22 protein-coding genes and 1 tRNA gene are annotated in these 22,226 nt (G+C 65.3%); 9 read left to right on the forward strand and 14 right to left on the reverse strand.

Annotated features, from left to right (window positions below; genetic code table 11):
• Positions 1–48: 48 nt before the first annotated feature.
• Together D7325_RS05790 and hemH are read right to left on the reverse strand one after the other, a co-directional pair.
• Positions 49–1,380 (reverse strand): spinster family MFS transporter, encoded by a 1,332-nt coding sequence (locus D7325_RS05790; protein ID WP_120994580.1) that lies wholly within the window; start codon positions 1,378–1,380, stop codon positions 49–51.
• A 146-nt stretch (positions 1,381–1,526) separates the two neighbouring features.
• Positions 1,527–2,549, reverse strand: a complete 1,023-nt coding sequence (hemH, locus tag D7325_RS05795; RefSeq protein ID WP_120994581.1) for a ferrochelatase — start codon at positions 2,547–2,549, stop codon at positions 1,527–1,529.
• 359 nt (positions 2,550–2,908) lie between these two features.
• Here hemH and D7325_RS05800 point away from each other — a divergent pair, with 359 nt between their 5' ends.
• Positions 2,909–3,895, forward strand: a complete 987-nt coding sequence (locus D7325_RS05800) for an NAD(P)/FAD-dependent oxidoreductase (RefSeq protein ID WP_120994582.1) — start codon at positions 2,909–2,911, stop codon at positions 3,893–3,895.
• Positions 3,896–3,989: 94 nt separating this feature from the next.
• On the opposite strand, the gene D7325_RS05805 is transcribed toward D7325_RS05800, so the two are convergent.
• The 6 genes from D7325_RS05805 to hemA all read right to left on the reverse strand — a co-directional run bounded on the left by D7325_RS05805 (position 3,990) and on the right by hemA (position 9,363).
• Positions 3,990–4,505, reverse strand: coding sequence for an acyloxyacyl hydrolase (locus D7325_RS05805; protein ID WP_120994583.1), 516 nt, complete (start codon positions 4,503–4,505; stop codon positions 3,990–3,992).
• 86 nt (positions 4,506–4,591) lie between these two features.
• On the reverse strand, positions 4,592–5,383 hold the full coding sequence (gene murI / locus D7325_RS05810) for a glutamate racemase (protein ID WP_120994584.1): 792 nt from the start codon (positions 5,381–5,383) through the stop codon (positions 4,592–4,594).
• A complete protein-coding gene (locus D7325_RS05815; RefSeq protein WP_120994585.1) occupies positions 5,373–6,131 on the reverse strand; it encodes a molybdopterin-synthase adenylyltransferase MoeB in 759 nt (252 codons plus the stop codon). Before D7325_RS05815 ends, murI begins: the two co-directional genes overlap by 11 nt.
• 32 nt (positions 6,132–6,163) lie before the next feature.
• Complete coding sequence (prmC, locus tag D7325_RS05820; RefSeq protein WP_120994586.1) at positions 6,164–6,994, reverse strand: peptide chain release factor N(5)-glutamine methyltransferase; 831 nt, start codon at positions 6,992–6,994, stop codon at positions 6,164–6,166.
• 21 nt (positions 6,995–7,015) lie between these two features.
• Positions 7,016–8,098 carry a peptide chain release factor 1 gene (prfA, locus tag D7325_RS05825; protein ID WP_120994587.1) on the reverse strand — a complete coding sequence of 361 codons (1,083 nt, stop codon included), beginning with the start codon at positions 8,096–8,098 and terminating at the stop codon, positions 7,016–7,018.
• Positions 8,095–9,363: a glutamyl-tRNA reductase gene (gene hemA, locus D7325_RS05830; RefSeq protein WP_120994588.1), complete on the reverse strand. Its 1,269-nt coding sequence runs from the start codon at positions 9,361–9,363 to the stop codon at positions 8,095–8,097. The genes prfA and hemA overlap by 4 nt, the downstream gene beginning before the upstream one ends.
• A gap of 181 nt (positions 9,364–9,544) precedes the next feature.
• Between hemA and D7325_RS05835 the strand changes: the two genes are divergently transcribed.
• The 8 genes from D7325_RS05835 to ychF all read left to right on the forward strand — a co-directional run bounded on the left by D7325_RS05835 (position 9,545) and on the right by ychF (position 16,357).
• Positions 9,545–11,269: a tetratricopeptide repeat protein gene (locus D7325_RS05835; protein ID WP_120994589.1), complete on the forward strand. Its 1,725-nt coding sequence runs from the start codon at positions 9,545–9,547 to the stop codon at positions 11,267–11,269.
• Entirely contained in the window at positions 11,266–11,898 is a 633-nt protein-coding gene (gene lolB, locus D7325_RS05840) for a lipoprotein insertase outer membrane protein LolB (protein ID WP_120994590.1), read from the forward strand. The genes D7325_RS05835 and lolB overlap by 4 nt, the downstream gene beginning before the upstream one ends.
• On the forward strand, positions 11,895–12,740 hold the full coding sequence (ispE, locus tag D7325_RS05845) for a 4-(cytidine 5'-diphospho)-2-C-methyl-D-erythritol kinase (protein WP_120994591.1): 846 nt from the start codon (positions 11,895–11,897) through the stop codon (positions 12,738–12,740). The genes lolB and ispE overlap by 4 nt, the downstream gene beginning before the upstream one ends.
• A 30-nt stretch (positions 12,741–12,770) precedes the next feature.
• Positions 12,771–12,845 (forward strand) — tRNA-Gln (locus D7325_RS05850).
• 42 nt (positions 12,846–12,887) lie between these two features.
• A complete protein-coding gene (locus tag D7325_RS05855) occupies positions 12,888–13,829 on the forward strand; it encodes a ribose-phosphate pyrophosphokinase (protein ID WP_120994592.1) in 942 nt (313 codons plus the stop codon).
• Between the two features lie 108 nt (positions 13,830–13,937).
• The gene (locus D7325_RS05860) at positions 13,938–14,552 is read left to right on the forward strand and encodes a 50S ribosomal protein L25/general stress protein Ctc (protein ID WP_120994593.1); all 615 of its coding nucleotides are present in this window, start codon (positions 13,938–13,940) and stop codon (positions 14,550–14,552) included.
• 28 nt (positions 14,553–14,580) lie between these two features.
• Complete coding sequence (pth, locus tag D7325_RS05865; RefSeq protein WP_120994594.1) at positions 14,581–15,165, forward strand: aminoacyl-tRNA hydrolase; 585 nt, start codon at positions 14,581–14,583, stop codon at positions 15,163–15,165.
• Between the two features lie 91 nt (positions 15,166–15,256).
• Positions 15,257–16,357, forward strand: a complete 1,101-nt coding sequence (gene ychF / locus D7325_RS05870; RefSeq protein ID WP_120994595.1) for a redox-regulated ATPase YchF — start codon at positions 15,257–15,259, stop codon at positions 16,355–16,357.
• 46 nt (positions 16,358–16,403) lie between these two features.
• Here the strand turns inward: ychF and D7325_RS05875 are convergent, their stop codons facing one another.
• The 6 genes from D7325_RS05875 to D7325_RS05900 form a co-directional block, all read right to left on the reverse strand.
• Complete coding sequence (locus D7325_RS05875; RefSeq protein WP_120994596.1) at positions 16,404–18,245, reverse strand: nitric oxide reductase activation protein NorD; 1,842 nt, start codon at positions 18,243–18,245, stop codon at positions 16,404–16,406.
• Positions 18,246–18,325: 80 nt separating this feature from the next.
• Positions 18,326–19,753: a cbb3-type cytochrome c oxidase subunit I gene (locus D7325_RS05880; protein ID WP_120994597.1), complete on the reverse strand. Its 1,428-nt coding sequence runs from the start codon at positions 19,751–19,753 to the stop codon at positions 18,326–18,328.
• A gap of 3 nt (positions 19,754–19,756) precedes the next feature.
• Complete coding sequence (locus D7325_RS05885; protein WP_120994598.1) at positions 19,757–20,197, reverse strand: c-type cytochrome; 441 nt, start codon at positions 20,195–20,197, stop codon at positions 19,757–19,759.
• A gap of 341 nt (positions 20,198–20,538) precedes the next feature.
• A complete protein-coding gene (locus D7325_RS05890; protein ID WP_120994599.1) occupies positions 20,539–20,799 on the reverse strand; it encodes a cytochrome C oxidase subunit IV family protein in 261 nt (86 codons plus the stop codon).
• A gap of 8 nt (positions 20,800–20,807) precedes the next feature.
• Positions 20,808–21,389, reverse strand: coding sequence for a cytochrome c oxidase subunit 3 (locus D7325_RS05895; protein ID WP_120994600.1), 582 nt, complete (start codon positions 21,387–21,389; stop codon positions 20,808–20,810).
• Positions 21,373–22,179, reverse strand: coding sequence for an AAA family ATPase (locus D7325_RS05900; RefSeq protein WP_120994601.1), 807 nt, complete (start codon positions 22,177–22,179; stop codon positions 21,373–21,375). The genes D7325_RS05895 and D7325_RS05900 overlap by 17 nt, the downstream gene beginning before the upstream one ends.
• Between the last annotated feature and the right edge of the window lie 47 nt (positions 22,180–22,226).

The raw sequence follows: 22,226 nt of genomic DNA on the forward strand, positions 1-22,226 counted from the left end.
GTATCGGCCAGGCCGAGGCCCGGCGCAGGGCAGGATGATGAACGGCAGTCAGCCCCTGGCGGCCGACCATTGCTCCAGGCGGGCAAGGCTCTCCCGGTAGGGCTTCAGGCCGCACGCCAGCAGTACGAAGGCGGCGAGTACGGCACCGAGCGTGATGATCAGCAGCGAATAGCGCAGCGCTTCGTCATAGCCGAACACGTAATCGGTCACCAGCGCGACGGCGGTCGGGCCGACACCGAGACCGAACAGGGTGATCACGAACAGGTAGATCGCCGACGCCTGCCCGCGCATCGCGTTCGGCATGATTTCCTGGATGGCCGCCGGCGCGACGCCGAACGGCATGCTCAGACAGAACACGGTGGGCGCCAGCAGCACCGAGGCCCAGACGCCATCGGGCATCAGCGGGAACAGCGCCACCAGCGGGATCGCGCCGACCGCGGCATACATCCCGACCCGCATATTCGCGTCACTGCGCCCGCGCTTGGCCATCCGGTCGGCCAGTCGACCGCCGAACACGATCCCCAGGCAGCCGAACACCGCCACCAGCGAGCCATAGACGATGCCCACCTCCGACGCGCTCCAGCCGTAGGTGCGAATGTAGAAGGTCGGCGCCCAGGCGGCGCTGCCATACCCGGCGAAGGCCAGGAAGGCGAACCCGAAGTTGTGCAGCAAGACGGTCTTGCGGTTCGCCCGCAGATAGGCGCCGACTTCGCTCATCGGCACGGCGACACCGGCGCCAGCACCCCGGCGAGTCGGTTCACGCACCGCCAGCAGCAACAGGGTGAACAGCACCCCGCAGATGCCAAGAATGAGGAAGATGGATTGCCACGGACGAATCTCCCCCACGATCGGCAGTACCAAGTCGCCTTGCGCCGAGGCGAACTGGATGACCAGCCCGCCGAGCAGGAAGGCGATACCCGAACCCAGGTAGACGCCCATCGAATAGACGCTGATCGCCGTGGCCCGACGCTCGGGCGCAAAGCTGTCGGCGATCAGCGAATAGGCGGCCGGCGACAGCGCCGCCTCGCCGACACCCACGCCGATCCGGCACAGCAGGAACTGCCAATACAGCCGCGCCATGCCGCAGGCGGCGGTCGCGGCGCTCCAGAACAGCACACCGACCGCGATCAGCCCGCGCCGGCTGCGCGTGTCGGCGAGCCGTCCGAGCGGAATGCCGCAGACGGTGTAGAAGATGGCGAACGACAGCCCCATGAGCAGGCTCATCTGGGTGTCGCTGATGACCAGATCGCGGCGGATGGGCTCGACCAGCAGGTTGAGGATCTGCCGATCGATGAACGACAGCACGTAGGCCACCATCAGGATGGCGACGGTGGACCATGCACGGATGCTGGAGGGGTAGCCGTTATTGTTGTTCTGCATGCGGGCTCCTCGGTGCCGCCGAAGGGCGACAGGCGGTTGAAGTACCCGCAGCTTAGGCGCGATGGCCAGTGACGGTTAAGCGATGAAGTCCGCTATCAGCGAGGCGAATGCGCGGGCCGGCCGTTGGCTGATGGCCGGCCCAGCGATCAGAGCGCTGCCGGAGCGCGTCCGCTGAGCGAGACCAGCGCCTCCACCCAGGCCGGGTGATCGTTGAGGCAGGGCACCAGCTCGAGGCGTTCGCCACCGGCTTCCTTGAACTGCTCCTCGCCGCGCTGGCCGATTTCCTCGAGCGTCTCGATGCAGTCGGCGACGAAGGCCGGGCACATGACCAGCAGCTTCTTCACGCCCTGCTGCCCCAGCGCCTCGAGGCGATTCTCCGTGTAGGGCTCGATCCACTTGTCACGGCCAAGGCGGGACTGGAACGAAACCGACCACTGCTCCGGCCGCAAGCCCGCTCGCTCGGCGAAGCGCTCGGCGGTACGCAGGCACTGGCTGCGGTAACAGAGCGCCATGATCGCGTCGCTGACCCCTTCGCTGCTGGCGGCCCGCAAGTCATGGTTGCGGTTCTTCACCAGCTTGCGGATGTGCCGTTCGGGCAGCCCGTGAAAGCTCAGCAACAGATGATCGAACGGCTGCTCGAGGTAGGGCCGCGCGCTCTGAACCAGCGCGTCGAGGTATTCAGGCTGGTCATAGAACGGCTGCAGGATCGACAGCTCGACCGCCAACCCGTGCTGCGCGATGACGCGCCGCGCCTCGGCCACGGCCGTGGTGGTCGTGCTGTCGGCGAACTGGGGATACAGCGGCGCGAGGGTGATGCGCCGTACCCCCTGCGCGACCAGACGTTGCAGCGCGGACTCGATCGAGGGCTCCCCGTACCGCATCGCCAGTTCGACCGGACCCTGCGTCCACTGGGCTGCGACCTTCTGCTGCAACCGTCGGCTCAGCACGATCAGCGGCGAGCCGTCGTCCCACCAGATCGATGAATAGGCATGAGCCGACTGCGCCGGTCGCCGGATGAGGATCAGCGATACGAGCAGACGCCGGAGCGGCCAGGGCAGGTCGACGACGTAAGGGTCCATGAGGAACTGATCGAGGTAACGGCGTACATCCGCCACCTCCGGCGAGGCGGGCGATCCGAGGTTGACCAGCAGCAGGGCGTGATCGGTCATGGCGGGTCCTTGCAGGATAGGTCGGGCGATCGGGGCAAAACGCGAAGTGCCGGCATTATACGGGCGCAGCAAGCGCCCGCCGGAGAGACTTTCTGCATCGCTGCGATGGATTTTTTCGACCGGCCTCCGGTCGACCGTCTGGTGCCCTTCGTCGACGACTCGCCGCCGTCGGTCGATGTCCGCAACTGCGCATGGCGGTCAGCGGCCGGCTGCGATTAGTCTGGACGACGGCAACGTACGGCGCGGCTCGCGAGCGCAAGCCCGCGCTGTCATCGCAAGCGACGAGGCGACAGGCACCTGCGCCGCCTCGCCGAAGGCCAGCCCATCTGGCCCACGCTTGCCCGTTCGAGAGGAGCAGCATGAGTACACCTATCGCGATCATCGGTACCGGCATGGCCGGGCTGTCCGCGGGACAGGCCCTGGTCGAGGCCGGGCTTGAGGTTCGATTCTTCGAAAAGAGCCGCGGCAGCGGCGGACGCATGGCCAGCAAGCGCAGCGACGTGGGCAGCCTCGACCTCGGCGCGCAGTATTTCACCGCCCGCGACCGGCGCTTCGCCGACGCGGTCCAGCAATGGCGAGACCGCGGCTGGGTCGCGCCCTGGAAGCCATCGCTGTACCAGTGGTCGGCGGGCGGCCTGAGCCCTTCGGCCGACGAGCAGGTCCGCTGGGTCGGCACGCCTCGCATGAGCGCCGTCTCCCGCGCCCTGCTCGGCGCCTTGCCGGTCGAATTTTCCTGCCGCATCACCGAGGTTTTCCGCGGCGACCAATACTGGCACCTGCAGGATGCCGAAGGCCGCAGCCACGGGCCATTCAGCCACGTGATCATCGCCACGCCCGCCCCGCAGGCAGCCAACCTGCTCGCCGCCGCGCCCAAGCTGGCCAGCGTCGCCGCCGGCGTCACCATGGAGCCGACATGGTCGGTCGCCCTGGGCTTCGAGCAACCGCTCGACACCCCGCTCGAAGGGTGCTTCGTGCAGGACAGCCCGCTCGACTGGATCGCCCGCACGGGCAGCAAGCCAGGACGCGAGCCGCGGCCGGATAGCTGGGTGCTGCATGCCAGCAACGATTGGACACGGCACAACCTGGACCTGCCGAAGGAGCAGGTCATCGAGGCGTTGCACGGGACCTTTGCCGAGCTGATCGGCTGCGTGGTGCCGTCGCCGAGCTTCGCACTGGCCCATCGCTGGCTGTATGCACGGCCCGGCGGCCCGCATCAGTGGGGCGCGCTGGCCGACGGCGATCGCGGCCTGTACGCCTGCGGGGACTGGTGCAGCTCGGGACGGGTGGAAGGCGCCTGGCTGAGCGGCCAGGAGGCCGCTCGCCGGTTGGTGAGTTATTTGCAATGAGCTATGTGGAATGAGCTACTTGCAATGAGCTACTTGCAATGAGTTTCTTGCAATAACAACAACGAGGGGGCGGGCCTGATGCCCGCCCCTGCGCTTAGAACGCCATGCGGTAATGCACCGCGTAGCTCTCGACGCCATCGTTGGGCTCCTTGAGCCCGGCGTTGGAATAGTGGATGGCGCGCAGGCCGAGTTCGTGGCCGCCATTGAATCGCAGGCCCACGCCGAGGCGGTCTTCGAACTGGAACGACGAGCCCAGGTCGCGTCCCTCCACTTCGGTGTTCTCGAACGCGGCCACGCCAATGCCCGCCTCGATATAAGGGCGGACCGCATCGCCGGCGAATTCGTAGACGAACACCGGGGCGACCGAAATGCTGTGGTTGCTGCTGGTCTCGTCACCTTCCCAGTAGGTGTAGCCGGCATCCCAGTAGCCCGTCAGGCGGCCTACGCTCGTCTGCCACCAGCTGGTGCCGAAGTCGAACTGCGCCCCCAGCCGATACGTCATGGTCGATTCGCCGGTTTGCCCCACCGCAGCGGTGATGCCCATTGCATGAGCCGGCCCCTGGGCCAGGACCAGAGTCGCGGCAGTCATCCAGAACAGCGCTTTTTTCATGGTTGTTGTCCTTGTCGAAGACATGTGCATCGAATCGTGTTTCAAACAGGTGCTTGCTTATGAATCCGCTCCCGCGCAGGGAGTTCCTAAACCGTGGAGTAAAGCAACGAAACCGGTCCCGTCCAGAGCGCCGGCAATGCCTGAGCGATGCGTTGCGGGTCGCCGGTGGTCCAGACGGTCAGGGCGCCATCGCCCTGCCCGCTCAGACCTCGCGCATCGAGCAGGTCCTGCAGGCGCCGCGCCACGGCCGCCCCGGTATCGATCAGGCTCACCTGCGGCGGCACCAGGGTGCGCAGCAACGGCTTGAGAAAAGGATAGTGCGTGCAGCCGAGAATCAAGGTATCGCAGCCCTCGGCCAGCAGCGGTTCGATGAAGCCGGCCAGCAGCGCGCGGGTCTGCGGTCCGTCGAGGTCCCCCGCCTCGACCCGTTCGACCAGCCCCGGACAGGGTTGGGTGATCACCCGCACATCGCCGGCGAAGCGGTCGAGCAACGCGGCGAAGCGTGCGCTTTTCAGGGTTCCGGTGGTGGCCAGCACGCCCACCACGCCGGAGCGGGTCGCCTTCGCGGCCGGCTTGACGGCCGGCTCCATGCCGACGATGGGCAACTCGGGATAGAGCTCGCGAAGCTCCGCGACGCCCGCCGCCGTTGCGGTGTTGCACGCCAGCACCAGCGCCTTGGCGTTCTGCTCCAGCAGGAACGCCGCAATGGCCCGGCAGCGCGCGCGGATCGCATCGGCGGACTTTTCGCCGTAAGGCACATGGGCGTTGTCGGCGAAGTAGACCAGCGCCTCGCGTGGCATCAGCGCCCGAATCTCCGCCAGCACGGACAAGCCGCCGACGCCCGAGTCGAACACGCCGATCGGGCGGTCACTCGGCATGGCGCGGACCGCAGACCCCGCAATGAGGGTCACGCTTGACGCGCAGCTCGCGAAAGCGAGTCCCCAGCGCATCGATCAACAGCAGGCGACCCACCAGTGGTTCACCGAAACCGGCAAGCAACTTGAGGACCTCCAGCGCCTGCAGGCTGCCCACCGTGCCGACCAGCGGACCGGCCACGCCGGCTTCGCTGCAGGTCAGCTCCGCCTCGTCGCCATGACCGTAGAGGCAGTGGTAGCAGGGGCTGTCTTCGCGGCGCGGATCGAACACGGTCAGCTGCCCCTCCAGCCGGATGGCGGCACCGCTGACCAGCGGCCGGCGCCGCTCGACGCAGGCACGGTTGATCGCTTCGCGGACCGTGAAGTTGTCCGTGCAATCGACCACCAGGTCCACGTCGGCCACCGCCTGGTCGAGCGTGTCGCTGTCCATCGGGGCGAGATGGGTGACCAGCCGGATACCGGGATTCATCGCTTCGAGGCGCTGCACGGCCGCTTCGGCCTTGTAGCGGCCCAGCGCGGCCTCATCGAACATGACCTGGCGCTGCAGGTTGGTCAGGTCGACGCGATCGAAATCGGCGAGGTGCAATTCGCCGATACCCGCCGCCGCCAGGTACAGCGCCACTGGCGAGCCGAGCCCGCCGACGCCGACGATCAGCACGCGGGCCTGTTTCAGCCGCAGCTGGCCCTCGACATCGATCTGGCGGAGCAGAATCTGACGGCTGTAACGCAGCAGTTCCTCATCGCTGAGCATGACGCGTCCTAGTAGTTGGAATGCCGGCCATCTTACCGGCAGCGCCCCAGGCTGACACGCGGGTGGCCGGCCAGATCCACCCGGCTTTCCACCGCCTCGAACCCACCGTCGCACAGCAACGCCCGCACGGCCGATGCCTGGTCGTAACCGTGCTCGAGCAGCAGCCAGCCACCGGGGTGCAGATGCCGCGGCGCCAGCGTGACGATGGTGCGCAGGTCGTCCAGCCCATCGGCGCCGGCCACCAGCGCACTCAGCGGCTCGAAACGAACATCGCCCCGGCGAAGGTGCGGGTCGTCCTCCGCGATGTAAGGGGGGTTGCTCAGCATCATCGTGAAGCGCTCGCCGGCCAGCGCGCTGAACCAGTCGCTCAGCATGAAGCGTGCATTGCCAAGCCCCAGCCGCTGCCGATTGCGCTCGGCCAGCGCGACCGCCGCCTCGATGCGATCGACGCCAACCACCTGCCAGGACGGCCGTTCGTGGGCCAACGCGAGGGCGATGGCTCCCGTGCCGGTGCCGAGATCGAGCGCGCTGCCCGCTTCGTCGGACCGCAGCGAGAGGGCGACCTCGACCAGCAATTCGGTTTCCGGCCTCGGAATGAGCGTCTGCGGCGCGACCTCCAGCTCCAGCGACCAGAACCCCTGGAAGCCGAGGATGTAGGCGACAGGCTCGCCCTGCCGCCGACGGTCCAGCCAGGCGAGATAACGCTCGGCGATCGCCGCGGTCACCTCCCGTTCCGGCCAGGCACGCAGGTAGCTGGTCGGTTTGCCGAGGGCGTGCGCCAGCAGCCACTCGGCATCGAGCCGTGGACTCGGCGAATCAGGCAACTGCGCGGCGGCCAGCAGGCCAGCGATGGTCCAGGGCATGGAAGATCCGGTGAGATCCGGTCAGTCGCCCAGGGCGGCGAGCTGATCGGCCTGGTATTCACTGCGCAGGGGCTCGATCACTGCATCGATGCCGCCGGCCATGACGTCGTCGAGCGCATAGAGCGTCAGGTTGATCCGGTGGTCGGTGACCCGTCCCTGCGGGAAGTTGTAGGTGCGAATGCGTTCGGAGCGATCGCCCGAGCCAACCAGCAAGCGACGGGTATCGGACATCTCCTTGTGCGCGGCGGCGTCCTGCTGGTCCTGCAGCTTCGCGGCCAGCCAGGCCATCGCCTTGGCGCGGTTCTTGTGCTGCGAGCGCTCTTCCTGGCACTCGACCACGATGCCGGTGGGCAGGTGGGTGATGCGAATGGCCGAGTCGGTCTTGTTGACGTGCTGACCGCCGGCGCCCGAGGAGCGGTAGGTATCGACGCGCAGGTCAGCCGGGTTGATCTCGACGGCCGCCTGTTCATCCGGCTCGGGCAATACCGCCACCGTGCAGGCGGAGGTATGGATGCGCCCCTGGGATTCGGTTTCCGGCACTCGCTGAACCCGGTGCGCGCCGGATTCGAACTTGAGCTTGGCGTAGACGTCATCGCCTTCGACACGGGCGATGACCTCCTTGTAGCCGCCATGTTCGCCCTCGCTCTCGGACAGGATCTCGACCCGCCAGCCCTGCTTTTCGGCATAGCGCGAATACATGCGGAACAGATCGCCGGAGAAGATCGCCGCCTCGTCGCCGCCCGTTCCGGCGCGGACTTCGAGGAACACGTTGCGGCCATCGTTCGGGTCCTTCGGCAGCAACATGCGCTGGAGCGCTGCCTCGAGGTGAGCGATCTCGGCCTGCGCCTGCTCGACCTCATCCTCGGCCATCGCCCGCAGGTCGGGGTCGCTGTCCTTGAGCAGCGCCTGTGCGCCCTCCAGATCGCTTTCGGCCTTGCGCAGGCGCTGATAGGCGGCCACCACCGGTTCGACCTCGGCATATTCCTTGGAATAGGTGCGAAAGCGGGTCTGGTCGGTGATCACCTCGGCGTCGGCGAGCAGCGCCGTCAACTCCTCGAACCGATCGCGCAGCAGGTCGAGCTTGTTCAGCAACGATGGTTTCATGATTGTTCCTGGTTGCCGTTGAGCGCGAACAGCTCCTCGGCCATCGCCAGCGCCTCGATACGCCCTTCGGCCGAGAATTTTTTCAGCTGCACGCTTGGCGCATGCAGCAGCTTGTTGGTCAGACCGCGCGCCAACTGGGCGAGCACTTCCTCGGCGGGCAGGCCGCTGGCAAGCAGCCGCCGCGCACGCAGCAGCTCGTCGTCGCGCGTCTGCTCGGCGCGCTGGCGGTACGCGCGCAGAACGTCGACCGCGGCGAGCTCGCGCAGCTTGACCATGAATTCCTGCGCACCGGTGCTGACCAGTTCTTCGGCCGCCTGAGCGGCGCCCTGACGGCTCTTGAGGTTCTCGGCGATGACTTCGTGCAGATCATCGACGGTATAGAGGTAGACGTCATCGAGCTCGCTGACCTGCGGCTCGATGTCACGCGGCACGGCGATGTCGACCATGAACATCGGCTTGTGCTTGCGGGCCTTGAGCGCCTGCTCGACCGCGCCCTTGCCGAGGATCGGCAGCTGGCTCGCGGTGGAGCTGATGACGATGTCGCAGTTGGCCAGCTCCTGCGGAATGTCGGCAAGCAGGATGGCCTGGGCACCGAACTGTTCAGCCAGCAGGCTGGCCCGTTCCAGGGTGCGGTTGGCCACGACGATCCGCTTGACGCCCTGCTCGTGAAGGTGGCGCGCGACGAGCGTGATGGTTTCGCCGGCGCCGATCAGCAGTGCCTGGCTGCGGCTGAGGTTGCTGAAAATCTGCTTGGCCAGGCTGACGGCCGCGAACGCCACCGAAACCGGGCTCTCGCCGATCGCGGTATCGGTACGCACGGTCTTGGCGGTGCTGAAGGTGGCCTGGAACAACCGACCGAGGAACGGCCCGACGCTGCCCGCTTCGCGGGCCACCGCGTAGGCGGACTTCATCTGCCCGAGGATCTGGGGTTCGCCCAGCACCATCGAGTCCAGGCCGGAGGCGACGCGCATCATGTGGCGCACGGCCTCGTTGTCGGTGTGGATGTAGGCGCAGGCGCGCAGGTCGTCGATATTCAGCCGGTGGTAGCGGGCCAACCAGTCGAGCACCGCCTCGGCTTCGGGATGATCCTGGTGCAGGTACAGCTCGCTGCGGTTGCAGGTCGACAGGATCGCGGCTTCGCGGGTCGGGTGCACCCGGCAGAGCTGGCGCAAGGCTTCGACCATCTGGTCCGGCGTGAAGGCCACACGCTCGCGGACATCCACCGAAGCGGTCTTGTGATTGATGCCGAGCGCGATGAAGGACATGCAGGTCGCTGAGAGAAAAACGGAGCGCGCAATTGTCCTACTTCGATTGGCGCAGAACAACTGTTGCACGGCATTGTCCCAATTGCTCGAACCACTCGCGGCCGGCGCCCGGCCCTCCCGGTGCGATTCCCGGGCGGCTTGTGTCATGATGCCGCGACCCCATCTGCTGCGATTCTTTTAGATGAATAGAAGCCTTCTTGCCGCCGCCCTGCTGGCTCTCGGTGGCTGCCAGACCTTCACACCCACGCAAGAGAGCACCCCGCCGATCGACGATCCCGCGGCAGCGCCGGTGACGCGCGAAGCCCCGACGTATGGCTCCTTCGACCGCGACACGCTTTACGCGCTGCTGGTGGCGGAACTGGCCGGCCAGCGCAACCGCTTCGACATCGCGCTGGGCAACTACGTGCAGCAGGCCAATGCCACCCAGGACGCCGGCGTAGCGGAACGAGGCTTTCGAATCGCCGAGTACCTGGGCGCCGAACAGGCCGCGCTGGACACATCGCTGATCTGGGCCCGCAACGCCCCGGACAATCTCGACGCGCAGCGCGCCGCGGCGATCCAGCTGGCCCGCGCCGGGCGCTACGAAGAATCGCTCGAATTCATGGAGCGGGTCCTCAGCGGTCAGGGCGACACCCACTTCGATTTCCTCGCGCTCTCCGCAGCCGAGACCGACCCGGACACCCGATCCGGCCTGCTGCGCAGCTTCGACCGCCTGCTCGAGAAATACCCCGGCAACGCCCAGCTGCTGTTTGGCAAAGCCGTTCTGCTGCAACAGGACGGACGCCCCGAGGAGGCGCTCGAGGCGCTCGGATCGGTGACCGAGGCCGAGCGGCAGGTGCCCTCCATCCTACTCGAAGCTCGCCTGCTGCATGCCACCGAACAAAGCGCCGAGGCGCTGGACCTGCTCGAAGAGGCCCTCGAAACGCACCCGGACGACAAGCGCCTGCGCCTGACCTACGCGCGCCTGCTGGTCGAGCTGGATCGACTCGAGGATGCGATCGGCGAGTTCGCCACGCTCGTCCAGCAATATCCCGATGACGACGATCTGCGCTTCTCGCTGGCCCTGGTCTGTCTCGAGGCCGAGGCATGGCGTGAAGCCATCGTCTACCTGGAAGAACTGATCGATCGCGGCAGCCATGTCGATGCCGCGTATTTCAACCTCGGACGGGCCTACGAGGCGCTCGGCGAAACCGAGCAGGCGCTGGAGGCCTATGCACAGGTTGGCCCGGGCAAGGACTATCTTCCCGCCATGATCCTGCGCACCCGCCTGTTGCACGAGGCCGACCGACTGCAGGACGCCGCGAACGCTTTACGCGCCGCGCGCCAGAGCCAGCCGGACTATGCGATCCAGCTCTACCTGATCGAAGCCGAGGCACTGTCCGAGCGCGGTGAAACGGAGCAGGCCTGGCAGCTGATCGGCCAGGCGCTGGAGGCGTTTCCCGATGACCTCGACCTGCTGTACACCCGCGCCATGCTCGCCGAATCGCGTGGCGACCTGGCGCAGCTTGAGGAGGACCTGCGCTTCATCATCGAGCGGGAACCGGAAAACGCAATGGCCCTCAATGCGCTGGGCTACACCCTGGCCGATCGCACCACCCGCTACGAAGAAGCGCTGGCACTCATCCAGCAAGCCTACGAGATCAACCCCCAGGACCCTGCCACTCTCGACAGCCTTGGCTGGGTCAACTACCGCATGGGCCATCTCGAGGAGGCCGAACGACTGCTGCGCGAGGCGCTCAAGCAGCTTCCGGACGCGGAAGTCGCGGCGCACCTGGGCGAAGTCCTGTGGGTGCGCGGCGAGCGTCAGGCCGCGCGCGATGTCTGGCGCGCCGCGCTCGAGAAAGCGCCCGACAGCACCATCCTGAAGGAAACCCTGAAGCGCCTGACCGGAACGGAGACGTTGTGAACGCCCATCGCCTATCTCGCTGGCTCCTGAGCCTGGCGATCGTCCTGCTGGCCGGCTGCGCCGGCCTAACCACCGATGAAGTCACGCAAGGCGAAGGCGATCCTCGCGCCTGGAAGGAGCACCGCGAACGCATCGCGGGCATCGATGGCTGGCAGATCAGCGGCAAGATGGGCATCCGCGCACCCAACGACTCGGGCAGCGGTACGCTGTTCTGGCTGCAGCGCCAGGACTATTTCGACATCCGTCTGTCCGGCCCGCTGGGACGCGGCGCCGCGCGACTCACGGGTCGCCCGGACGACGTGACGCTCGAGGTCGCCGGCCGGGGCCGCTTCCAGGCCGAATCGCCCGAAGCGCTGCTGGAAGCCCAACTTGGATGGCGCTTGCCCGTATCGAACCTGTTGTGGTGGGTTCGCGGCCTGCCCGCACCGGATCGCCCAAGAACGCTGGACATCGGTGTCGATGGTGCGCTCGAACGCCTTCGGCAGGACGGCTGGAACGTCGAATACCTGAGTTATGCGACTCACGACGGCTATCGCCTTCCCGAGCGCATCAAGCTGAGCGGACAGAATCTCGCCATCACGCTGGTCATCAAGCAGTGGCAGCCCCGCCGCCTGGGGAGTACGGAATGATGCCGCTGGCATTGCCCGCGCCAGCCAAGCTGAACCTGATGCTGCATATCCTGGGTCGGCGCCCGGATGGCTATCACGAGCTGCAGACGCTGTTCCAGTTCCTGGATTATGGCGACGAACTGTCGTTCGAGCCCCGCAAGGATGGCCAGGTTCGTCTCGAGACGGCTTTGCCCGGGGTGGATCACGATCGCAACCTCATCGTACGCGCCGCGCGCCTGCTGCAGGCCGCCACCGGAACCAACCAGGGCGCGACGATCCGACTGATAAAGCGCTTGCCGCTCGGCGGCGGCATCGGTGGCGGCAGCTCCGATGCCGCCACTACCCTGCTCGGGCTCGATCACCTGTGGGGCCTGGACCTCGGCGAGGACCGCCTGGCTGCATTGGGCCTCGAGCTTGGCGCAGACGTACCGGTGTTCGTTCGTGGTCGCGCCGCGTTCGCCGAAGGGGTGGGCGAACGCCTTACGCCCGTGTCGCCACAAGAGCCCTGGTACCTCGTCGCGGTGCCGCAAGTGGCTGTCAGCACAGCAGAAATTTTCTCCGCGCCGGAGTTGACACGCGATAGCACGCCCATTACAGTGCGCTCCGTTCTCGAGCAGGGCGGTCGTAACGACTGTCAGCCGGTTGTGGAACAGCGTTACCCGGAAGTTCGTAACGCTTTGATCTTGCTAAACAAATTCGTTTCAGCTAGATTGACCGGCACTGGTGGTTGCGTATTTGGGGCCTTCCCCGATAAAGCCGAAGCTGATAAAGTCGCGGCCCAACTTCCGGATTCCCTGCCAAGGTTCGTAGCAAAGGGCAGCAACGTTTCATCGCTGCACAAAACGCTTCAAACCTTGTCCTGAGACAGGTATCGAAAGATACCGACACGATACAGGGGCGTCGCCAAGCGGTAAGGCAGCAGGTTTTGATCCTGCCATGCGTTGGTTCGAATCCAGCCGCCCCTGCCATTTTCTTTCATCAGGTCCACCCTCAGCCGGCAGGTACTGCGCGTGTCCAAGATGATGGTCTTCACGGGGAACGCCAACCCCGATCTGGCCCGGCGTGTCGTACGTCAACTGCATATTCCCCTGGGTGATGCTTCGGTCGGTAAATTTTCCGATGGCGAAGTCAGCGTCGAGATCAATGAAAACGTCCGCGGCAAGGATGTGTTCCTGATTCAACCGACCTGCGCACCGACCAACGACAACCTGATGGAACTGGTCGTGATGGCTGATGCCTTCCGCCGGTCTTCCGCTTCTCGCATCACTGCGGTCATCCCCTACTTCGGTTACGCCCGTCAGGATCGCCGTCCGCGTTCGGCGCGCGTGGCCATCAGCGCCAAGGTCGTCGCCGACATGCTGACCGTAGTGGGCGTCGATCGTGTATTGACGGTCGATCTTCACGCCGACCAGATCCAAGGCTTCTTCGACATTCCGGTGGACAACATCTACGGTTCGCCGGTGCTGGTCGATGACATCCAGGATCAGCGCTTCGATAACCTGATGATCGTTTCCCCGGATATTGGTGGCGTGGTTCGCGCCCGCGCCGTGGCCAAGACGCTTGGCGTCGACCTGGCGATCATCGACAAGCGCCGCCCGAAAGCCAACCAGTCGGAAGTGATGCACATCATTGGCGATGTGGAAGGCCGTACCTGCGTGCTGGTCGACGACATGGTCGACACCGCTGGCACGCTCGGACATGCGGCCAAGGCACTGAAGGACCACGGCGCAGCGAAGGTATACGCCTACTGCACCCATCCGGTGCTGTCTGGTCGCGCCATCGAGAACATCGAAAAATCGGTGCTCGACGAGCTGGTCGTCACCAATACCATCCCGCTGTCCGCAGCTGCGCAGTCCTGCACGCGCATCCGGCAGCTGGATATCGCACCTGTTGTCGCTGAAGCGGTTCGCCGGATCAGCAATGAGGAATCGATCAGCGCGATGTTCCGCTAAGGACGCGCGCCGATCCTACGATGCCCCGCCGCGTGCGGGGCTTTTTGCCAACCGCCCGGGCGCTGGTCGCAAGCGTTTCGGGCGTTGTTGCTATTTTGGAGAAACAAAATGACCGATTTCACCCTGAATGCCGAAGTGCGTTCCGACCTGGGGAAAGGTGCGAGCCGCCGCCTGCGTCGTAACGCCAACCTCGTTCCCGCCGTCATCTACGGTGGCAACAAGGAAGCCGTGTCCATCAGCCTCGTTGCCAAGGACCTGGCCAAGCTGCTCGAAACCGAAGCCTCCTTCAGCCACGTGATCACCCTGAATCTGGGCAACCAGAAGGAATCCGTACTGATCAAGGCCCTGCAGCGTCATCCGGCCAAGAGCTACGTCCTGCACGCCGACTTCATGCGTGTCGTGGCCGACCACAAGCTGACCGCCATCGTTCCGCTGCACTACATCAACCAGGAAACCTGCGTTGGCGTGAAGCAACAAGGCGGTGAGATTCTGCACAACCTGAACGAAGTGGAAGTATCCTGCCTGCCGGCCGACCTGCCAGAGTTCATCGAAGTCGACATGGCCAACGTCGAGCTGGGCAAGACGCTGCACCTGACCGACCTCAAGCTGCCGAAAGGCGTCGAACTGGTCGCCTTGGCCCACGGCAGCGACCTGCCGGTTGCCAACGTTCACCAGAGCCGCGTGAGCAAGGACGAAACCCAGGAAGGCGGCGCTGCCGAGTAATCCTGCACGCTGAGGAAGGGCCCCTGCCGTGACCGCCGTGAAACTGATCGTTGGCCTGGGAAATCCAGGCCCGGAATACGACCAGACGCGGCATAACGCAGGGGCCTTTTTCGTTGAGCGCCTGGCCGGCAGAGAGCGTGTCAGCCTCAGCCTAGATCGCAAGTACCATGGCCTGACCGGCAAATTCAGCCATCAGGGCCAGGACATCCGCCTGCTGATTCCCACCACCTTCATGAACCGCAGCGGCCAAGCCGTCGCGGCGCTGGCGGGATTCTTCCGTATTCCGCCGGATGCCATTCTCGTCGCGCATGACGAACTGGACATGCCGCCCGGCGTGGCCAAGCTCAAGCTTGGCGGTGGACATGGCGGACACAACGGCCTGCGCGACATCATCGCCCAGCTCGGCAACCAGAACGGCTTCCACCGCCTGCGCCTGGGTATCGGCCATCCCGGGCATGCCAGCCTCGTAAGCGGCTACGTGCTGGGACGGGCGCCCCAGAGCGAGCGGGAAAAGCTCGACGCCGCGATCGACTTCGCGCTCGATGTGGTGCCGGAGATGCTCCAGGGTGACTGGACCCGAGCCATGCAGCGGCTTCACAGCCAGAAGGCCTGAGCCCGCCGCCCCTTGGCCGCACTGCTTGCACCGACGGTTCTGATATAACCCGAGCTTCGCTCGGAGCGACTACCAACTCGAGGCACTTTCCATGGGATTCAATTGCGGCATCGTTGGTTTGCCCAACGTCGGCAAGTCCACTCTGTTCAACGCGCTGACCAAATCCGGCATCGCGGCGGAAAATTTCCCGTTCTGCACCATCGAGCCGAACAGCGGCATCGTGCCGATGCCCGATGAACGCCTCGATAAGCTGGCGGCTATCGTCAAGCCCGAGCGGGTCATCCCGACCACCATGGAGTTCGTCGACATTGCCGGTCTGGTCGCCGGCGCCTCCAAGGGTGAGGGCCTGGGCAACAAGTTCCTCGCCAATATCCGCGAGACCGACGCCATCGCGCATGTGGTGCGCTGCTTCGAAGACGAGAACGTCATCCACGTCTCCAACAGCGTCGATCCCAAGCGCGACATCGAGATCATTGATCTCGAGCTGATCTTTGCGGACCTGGACAGCTGCGAAAAGCAACTGCAACGCGTCACGCGCAATGCCAAGGGTGGCGACAAGGAAGCGCTGGCACAGAAGGCCCTGCTCGAAAAGCTCATCCCGCACTTCACCGAAGGCAAGCCGGCGCGCAGCCTGATGAAAACCTTTGACGAAGAGCAGAAGCGCCTCGTTCGTGGCTTTCACCTGCTGACCACCAAGCCGGTGATGTACATCGCCAACGTCGCCGAGGACGGTTTCGAGAACAACCCGCACCTGGATGTGGTACGGGCCATCGCCGAGGAAGAAGGCGCCGTCGTAGTGCCCGTCTGCAACAAGATCGAGGCCGAGATCGCCGAGCTCGACGATGACGAGGAAAAGCAGATGTTCCTCGAGACCATGGGCATGGCTGAACCCGGCCTCAACCGCGTGATCCGAGCCGGCTACGAATTGCTGAACTTGCAGACCTACTTCACCGCTGGCGTGAAGGAAGTTCGCGCGTGGACCGTGCGCATCGGTGCCACCGCCCCGCAAGCGGCTGCCGTCATCCACACCGATTTCGAGAAAGGCTTCATCCGCGCCGAAGTCATCGCCTACGACGACTTCATCCAGTACAACGGCGAAGCCGGCGCCAAGGAAGCCGGCAAGTGGCGCCTGGAGGGCAAGGAATACATCGTCAAGGATGGCGACGTCATGCACTTCCGCTTCAACGTCTAGATCGACGCGCTTGGATAAAAGGCCCTTCACGAGGGCCTTTTTTTATTCAGGACTTGGTCAGTTGCCGGTACAGCTGCGGCAGACGGAAAGGCAGCTGTTCGGGCTGACGAATCAAGGTAAAGCCGTTGGCGCCGAACATGTATGGCAAATAATCACCCGCTTCGCGATCGATGGTGATGCAGAACGGCACCAGCCCCTGCGCGCGCGCTTCGAGCACCGCTTGCCGCGTGTCTTCCACCCCGTAGCGCCCTTCATAGAGATCCAGATCGTTGGGCTTGCCGTCGGTTACCAGCAGCAGCAGCTTGCGCCGCTGTTTGCAGCCGCCGAGCAGTCGGGTCGCCTGACGGATCGAGGCGCCCATGCGGGTGTAGTACCCGGGCCGGATTGCCTGGATCTTGCCGCGCACACGGTCGTCGTAGCGCTCGCCGAAAGTCTTGAGCGCCTGCATCCTGACCTGCTGTCGACGCAGCGAGGAAAACCCGTAGAGCGCAAAATCGTCTCCCGCCGCGCTCAGTGCTTCGCCGAACAACAGCAAGCTGTCCGTGATCACCTCGATGACCCGATGCTCGTCGTTGAGATGGGCATCCGTCGACATCGACAGGTCCGCCAGCAGCAGACAGGCCAGGTCGCGCTGGTTCTGCCGCTGCTCCATGAACAGACCGCGTTCGGCGCACTGGCCATGCTGGCGCTCGACGTGAAAATCCAGCCAGGCCTTCAGATCCAGCTCGGAACCCTGCGGCTGGCCACGCAGCCATTGCCGGTCGGTGCGCAGGCTTTCGAATTGCCGGCGCAGACGGCGCGCCAGCGGCGACAGGCGCAGCGGTAACGGTGCCGCCTCGGCCCCGCGCGGCAGCATCATCTGCAGATTGACGAAGCCCTCCTGCAGGGCCTGCTTGCGGTAGTCCCACTCCGGCAGCTTGATGCCCTCGCCCAGCGGCAGGTCATCGGCATCCGGCGGCGGCAGATCGAGGTCGAGCTTGAGTCCGCCGCCCTTGCGTATGCGCTGGCGAGACAGCGCGATCTCATCGAGGTCTTCGGCGACGCGTGCCGCATCGAGGTCCTCGCTGTCATCGCCGCAGCGGTCGAGTTCGACATGCTCGGACCAGCTGAACAGGTTCTCCAGGCGAAACAGCAACAGTCCGCCCTTGCCGGTGTTCTCCTCGACGCGCGTGGCGCGCTTGCGCACCGAGCGGCTCGCCTCATTCGGGGCCTGCAAGGCGCCCTCCCCGTCTTCACCGAGGTTCTGCGCCTGCGGCTGGGCCAGTTGCTGCGCCGGATAAAGCCACAAGGGCAAGGGCCACGGCGCGCGCTCGCAGCGAGGAAAGCGTTCGACACTTCCGGGCTCGCGCAGGGCCTGGCACAGGGCGCGCTCGAGCGCCGCTTCGTCAGCCGGGAGCTGTTGCGGGTCCGGTCGCAGCAGCAGATGCGCCTCGACCAACCGCATGTACCGGCGCTTGAGCACCGGATAGCGCGCCAGCAAGGCCTGCGTCCAGCGCTGGTTGTCCCGCGCCCAGTGGCGCATGGTGCCCGATTCGGCGGCGAGCAAGGCCAGCCACCGGTAGAGCTCGCGGTTCAGCTCCACGTCCGGGTAGACCGCCAGGCTTTGCGGCAGGCGCAGGTTGTCGTCGTCGCACCAGGCGACCGGCAACTGCCGGCAGGTACCGGCCACCTGTTGCAGCAGGCTGCGACGGACCATCAGTTCCCGTGCAGCGGCGGCCTCGACCGTGACGCCACTGGCGCCACCCAGGGCGCGGAACAGGATCGAGAGCGAGCGCTGCATGTCGACCAGATCGACGCGGGCTTCCGGAAACTCGGGGCTGGCCCGCCGCGTGATGAACCGGTGCCAGGCACTGCCCACCCACTCTTCGACTTCGATGCTGAACGCCATGACGGCTCACTCCACTGGAATTCGAAAACGCGAACGGCCCGCTCTGTCAGCCGGGCCGTCGCTCACTTGCAGGTTCTACCTCAGGCCACGGCAGCCGGCGCTTCGACAGCCGCCGGTACGCGACCGCGTTGCATGAAGCTCACCAGGTAGCACACCAGGCCGATCGCGAAGCCCACCCCGGCGAACAACCGCAGCCAGAAGAAGACGCGCAGCTGGTCCATGGTCAGCATGAAGGACAGCGCAGCACCGTCTTCCGGGATCCGCTGCAGCCAGACCTGCACCACACCAGCCGCCGTCAGGAACAGCGTGATCAGCAGCATGGAGATGGTCATCAGCCAGAAGCCCCACACTTCGATCGTCTGTGCCCGTGCATCCGGCGCCTCGCCCAGCGCCCGCAGACGCGGCATGGCGTAGCTGATCATGGTCATCACGATCATCGCGTAGGCACCGTAGAAGGCCAGGTGACCATGCGCGGCCGTCAGCTGCGAACCGTGGGTGTAGTAGTTGACCGGAGCCAGGGTGTGCAGGAAGCCCCACACGCCCGCACCGAGGAACGCCGTGACCGTGGTGCCCATCGCCCACAGGGCGGCGGCGCGGTTCGGGTGTTGCCGGCGACGGCGGTTAACCATGTTGAAGGCGAACAGCACCATGGCGAAGAAGGGCAACGGTTCCAGCGCGGAGAAGATCGAGCCCAGCCACAGCCACACGCCCGGTGCGCCGATCCAGAAGAAGTGGTGACCCGTGCCGATGATGCCGGTGATGAGCGCCATGGCGATGATCACGTACAGCCACTTCTCGATGACCTCGCGGTCCACGCCGGTGATCTTGATCAGGACGAAGGCCAGCATCGAACCCATGATCAGTTCCCACACGCCTTCCACCCAAAGGTGCACGACCCACCACCAGTAGTACTTGTCGCGCGCCAGGTTTTCCGGGTTGTAGAAGGAGAACAGGAAGAACACCGCCAGGCCGATCAGACCGGTCATCATCACCATGCTGATCGCGGTCTTGCGGCCTTTGAGCATGGTCATGCCGATGTTGTAGAGGAAGCCCAGGGCCACCACCACGATACCGACCTTGGTGATCGTCGGCTGTTCGAGGAACTCGCGTCCCATCGTCGGCAGCAACTCGTTGCCCGTCATCGCGGCCAGGCCGGCATAGGGCACCAGCAGGTAGCCGAGGATGGTCAGCACGCCTGCGGCGGCGAACACCCAGAACAGGATCAGCGCCAGCTTCGGGCTGTGCAGTTCACGGTCCGCTTCCTCGGGGATGAGGTAGTAGGCCGCGCCCATGAAGCCGAACAGCAGCCAGACGATCAGCAGGTTGGTGTGAACCATCCGCGCCACGTTGAAGGGGATCAGCGGGAACAGGAAGTCACCGACCACATACTGCAGGCCCATGATCAGGCCGAAGATGATCTGCCCGACGAACAGCATCAGGGCGAACACGAAGTAGGGCTTGGCGACCGACTGCGACTGGAATTTCAGATGAGGATTGAGAACGTTCATGGATCAGCCCTCCTTGTTCGGCGGCCAGTCGTTGGTGTCGATCTTCGCCGTCCAGCTAAGGAATGCAGCGAGATCGTCAACTTCTTGCTCGCTCAGGTTGAATTGCGGCATCGAACGACGACCCGGAACCCCGAGAGGCTGGGCCTTCATCCAGGCGTGGAGGAATGGCTTGAAGGCCTCCTCGCCGCCCCGGCGGTGGAACACGTTGCCCAGCTCGGGCGCGAAGTAGGCACCCTCACCCAGCAGCGTGTGGCAGCCGATGCAGTTGTTTTGCTCCCAGACCAACTTGCCTCGGGTCACCGCCTCGGTCATTTCGGCCTCGTTGGTGCGTGCTGCAAAGGTCGTTTCGGTGTGATAGGTCAAGGCCAGGAACACCAGGAAGAAGAAAACTCCGCCTCCGAAGTAGATGTTCCGGGCCATGCCTTTGGTGAAGGTCTCTGACATGGGTGCCTCCTATTACTTGGCGTGGCCATTGTATGAAGGCGCCCCTGGCGAACCGCTTGATGGGGATCAAGAAAGGATTCAACCCCGGCGGCGAGCGATCCGGGCCGCCCGATCGCCCGACAGAAGGCGCACCGGGCATCATCCGACAAGCCCCGAAACGCGCCGGCTCCGCCGACCGACAGGCCGCCAATCGCAGCCTGCGAACGGCGAGTCGGGCCGGGTTGCGAAGCACAGATGGGACGGCTGCATCCATCAGCCGAGCCGAACGCGAAATGACGGATGCGCGGGCAAAAAAACGCACCGCAAGCGGTGCGCCAAGGGAACCGGTCGTCAGCGTTCGGCTAACGCCCGGCAGCGATCGTACCCAGCACGCCGAGCGTCATGATCACCGGCCAGCTCAGCAGCAGCCCGCGCCAGAAGCGCGGGCCGTGGCGCAACTCCATGAAGCGATCGGCGATCAACCATGCCTTGCCCAGTGCGAGCGCCAGCACGCCCGCCGCGAGCCACGGCGTCAGCGGGCCGGCGTGCGCCAGCAACACCGTTCCCACCGACAGCGTCACCAGCGCCAGCCAGCAGCCGAACAACACCTTCGATGCGGACATACGCCCTCCTAACCCAGCACGTAAACCAACGGAAACAGCAGTACCCACACCAGATCGACCATGTGCCAATACAGCACCCCCGACTCCAGCCCGCTGCACGCGTGCGGTTCGTAGGCCCGGCGGCGGCAGCGCTCGGCCATCCAGGCGAGGATGACCATCCCCAGCAGCACATGGAGGAAGTGAAAGCCCGTCAGAATCCAGTAGAGGGTGAAGAAGGTGTCGTGCTCCAGCCCATACCCCAGGCCCGCGAGATGGGCGTATTCCTGGAGCTTGAGGACGACATAGCCGCACGCCGACAGCAGCGCCGCCAGCAGCAGGATCGCCCCGCCCTGCGCCCGCCCGCGACGCACCTGCTCGACCGCCAGGGCGGCGAAGAAGCCCGACGTCAGCAGGCTCAAGGTCAGCGCCAGGCCCATCGAACTGTCGAGCACGGCACGTCCGGCGCGGAACAGTTCAGGTTGCAGCCACTGCGTGACGGCGAAGGCGAGGATCAGGATGCCGAACACCGCGAGTTCGGCCAGGATGAAGAACCACATCGCCAGATCGCCGGGCAGTGCCCGCGTGCCGGTACGCTCAACCGAAGTGGACATCGACCACATCCATCAGCGCGGCGACCGTCTGAGCATCGTCCGACAGCGGTTCGGCCAGGCAGGCCAGGCAGGCCTCCTTCGGATGCATGCCGGCGCCGATCATCCTCGCGGTGAAGATCAGCAGCCGGGTCGAGGCGACTTCTTCCAGATCGTGTTGCTCGAGCCGTCGCAATGCCTGTCCGAGCTTGACCACCTGTGTCGCCAGCGCCGTGTCGACGCCCGCCTCGTTGGCGACGATGCGCACTTCCTCGTCCATCGGCGGGTAATCGAAGCGCATCGCCACGAAGCGTTGGCGAGTGCTGGGCTTCATGCCCTTGAGCAGGTTCTGGTAGCCGGGGTTGTAGGACACCACCAGCATGAAGTTCTTCGGCGCCCGCAGCGACTCGCCGGTCCGTTCGATGAACAGCTCGCGGCGATCGTCCGCCAGCGGATGGAGCACCACCGCGGTGTCCTGCCGCGCCTCGACCACTTCGTCCAGGTAGCAGATGCCGCCCTCGCGTACCGCACGGGTCAGCGGGCCGTCCTGCCACCAGGTGCCCTGAGCGCCGATCAGGTGGCGACCGACCAGGTCGGCGGCCGACAGGTCGTCATGGCAGGCGACCGTGTACAGCGGCAGCCCCAGACGATGGGCCATGTGCTGCACGAAGCGCGTCTTGCCGCAACCGGTCGGGCCCTTGATCAGCACGGGCATGCCGTGCCGCCACGCCTGTTCGAACAGCGGGACCTCGTTACCGAGCGGTTGATAGAAGGGAACGTCCGGCGCGGCCGGGCTTGATACTGGGGCATTCACAGCGAGTACCTCGCACAACGATGGAATCGGCCGTTGCCCGATCGGGT

It is taken from the genome of Stutzerimonas urumqiensis, from assembly GCF_003640395.1.
Classification (GTDB): domain Bacteria; phylum Pseudomonadota; class Gammaproteobacteria; order Pseudomonadales; family Pseudomonadaceae; genus Stutzerimonas; species Stutzerimonas urumqiensis.

Excerpts from the sequence above, each read along its gene's own strand:
- D7325_RS05790 (WP_120994580.1), bottom strand. The coding sequence starts at position 1,380 with ATGCAGAACAACAATAACGGCTACCCCTCCAGCATCCGTGCATGGTCC.
- hemH (WP_120994581.1), bottom strand. The coding sequence starts at position 2,549 with ATGACCGATCACGCCCTGCTGCTGGTCAACCTCGGATCGCCCGCCTCG.
- D7325_RS05800 (WP_120994582.1), top strand. The coding sequence starts at position 2,909 with ATGAGTACACCTATCGCGATCATCGGTACCGGCATGGCCGGGCTGTCC.
- D7325_RS05805 (WP_120994583.1), bottom strand. The coding sequence starts at position 4,505 with ATGAAAAAAGCGCTGTTCTGGATGACTGCCGCGACTCTGGTCCTGGCC.
- murI (WP_120994584.1), bottom strand. The coding sequence starts at position 5,383 with ATGCCGAGTGACCGCCCGATCGGCGTGTTCGACTCGGGCGTCGGCGGC.
- D7325_RS05815 (WP_120994585.1), bottom strand. The coding sequence starts at position 6,131 with ATGCTCAGCGATGAGGAACTGCTGCGTTACAGCCGTCAGATTCTGCTC.
- prmC (WP_120994586.1), bottom strand. The coding sequence starts at position 6,994 with ATGCCCTGGACCATCGCTGGCCTGCTGGCCGCCGCGCAGTTGCCTGAT.
- prfA (WP_120994587.1), bottom strand. The coding sequence starts at position 8,098 with ATGAAACCATCGTTGCTGAACAAGCTCGACCTGCTGCGCGATCGGTTC.
- hemA (WP_120994588.1), bottom strand. The coding sequence starts at position 9,363 with ATGTCCTTCATCGCGCTCGGCATCAATCACAAGACCGCTTCGGTGGAT.
- D7325_RS05835 (WP_120994589.1), top strand. The coding sequence starts at position 9,545 with ATGAATAGAAGCCTTCTTGCCGCCGCCCTGCTGGCTCTCGGTGGCTGC.
- ispE (WP_120994591.1), top strand. The coding sequence starts at position 11,895 with ATGATGCCGCTGGCATTGCCCGCGCCAGCCAAGCTGAACCTGATGCTG.
- D7325_RS05860 (WP_120994593.1), top strand. The coding sequence starts at position 13,938 with ATGACCGATTTCACCCTGAATGCCGAAGTGCGTTCCGACCTGGGGAAA.
- ychF (WP_120994595.1), top strand. The coding sequence starts at position 15,257 with ATGGGATTCAATTGCGGCATCGTTGGTTTGCCCAACGTCGGCAAGTCC.
- D7325_RS05875 (WP_120994596.1), bottom strand. The coding sequence starts at position 18,245 with ATGGCGTTCAGCATCGAAGTCGAAGAGTGGGTGGGCAGTGCCTGGCAC.
- D7325_RS05880 (WP_120994597.1), bottom strand. The coding sequence starts at position 19,753 with ATGAACGTTCTCAATCCTCATCTGAAATTCCAGTCGCAGTCGGTCGCC.
- D7325_RS05885 (WP_120994598.1), bottom strand. The coding sequence starts at position 20,197 with ATGTCAGAGACCTTCACCAAAGGCATGGCCCGGAACATCTACTTCGGA.
- D7325_RS05890 (WP_120994599.1), bottom strand. The coding sequence starts at position 20,799 with ATGTCCGCATCGAAGGTGTTGTTCGGCTGCTGGCTGGCGCTGGTGACG.
- D7325_RS05895 (WP_120994600.1), bottom strand. The coding sequence starts at position 21,389 with ATGTCCACTTCGGTTGAGCGTACCGGCACGCGGGCACTGCCCGGCGAT.